The 940-nt window shown below is 63.7% G+C and carries 1 protein-coding gene; it reads left to right on the top strand.

Translation table 11 applies throughout. The features are described 5' to 3' along the window. Positions 1-92 precede the first annotated feature (92 nt). Positions 93-839 (top strand): NRDE family protein, encoded by a 747-nt coding sequence (locus OC610_RS28085; protein WP_264432891.1) that lies wholly within the window; start codon positions 93-95, stop codon positions 837-839. The last annotated feature ends 101 nt before the right edge of the window (positions 840-940 follow it).

The raw sequence follows: 940 nt of genomic DNA, 5'->3' as shown, positions 1-940 counted from the left end.
AGGCTTCGCCAGCTCCTACAGAGCCCAAAGGGGATAAATCCCCTCGCCACAAAGCAGTGTCGTTCAGCTTCATTCATAAACAGGACAACCTGATGTGCCTGATCGTATTTGCCTGGCGCCCTGGCCACGCCCAGCCGCTGATCGTGGCGGCCAACCGCGACGAGTTCTACGCCCGGCCGACCCTGCCCTTGGCCCAGTGGCCTGACGCGCCCCATGTCCACGCCGGCCGTGACCTGGAGGCTGGTGGCACCTGGCTGGGTGTGGGCGCAGACGGACGCTTCGCGGCCCTGACAAACATTCGCGACCCGGGCCAGTTGCCGGCCTTCAAGTCCCGCGGCGAGCTGGTGGCGCGGTTCCTGACCGGGACTCTGTCGATTACTGATTACCTAAGCGAAGTGGTGCCACGTGCCGGCGAGTACGGTGGCTTCAACCTGCTGCTTGGCGACGGTACGGCGCTCTGGCACTACAACTCCCGCGATACCCGGCCGCAACAGTTGGCCGAAGGGGTCTACGGCGTGTCCAACGCCGGGCTGAACACGCCCTGGCCAAAGTTGCTCAAGGCTCGTACGGCATTGAGCGAAGTGCTGGACGATCCGCAGCCCCAGGCTTTGCTGGCGTTATTGAATGACCCGCAACCTGCGCCAGTGGCTGAACTGCCGGACACGGGCGTGGGATTGGCGACGGAGATGCTGCTGTCGAGTGTGTTCATCGCCAGCCCCGCCTACGGAACGCGGGCGAGTACGGCGCTGATCGTTCATGCCGATGGGACGCGGCAGATGATCGAGCACAGTTTCGGGCCCCATGGTGGGCATTTGGGGGAGGTGGAGCTGCACATTTGACCAGGAGGACTTGTGGCGGGGCAGCTTGCTCGCGCTGTAGGAGCTGCCGAGCGAAGCGAGGCTGCGATCTTTCCCCAGGCACTTGAATCTCAAGCGAAAGA

Origin of the sequence: Pseudomonas agronomica, assembly GCF_025917275.1 — a bacterium.
Taxonomy (GTDB): Bacteria; Pseudomonadota; Gammaproteobacteria; order Pseudomonadales; family Pseudomonadaceae; genus Aquipseudomonas; species Aquipseudomonas agronomica.
This window is presented reverse-complemented; position numbering and strand designations above follow the sequence as displayed.

Bases quoted from the DNA above. Each gene is read 5' to 3' on its own strand.
- OC610_RS28085 (WP_264432891.1), top strand. From the start codon at position 93: ATGTGCCTGATCGTATTTGCCTGGCGCCCTGGCCACGCCCAGCCGCTG.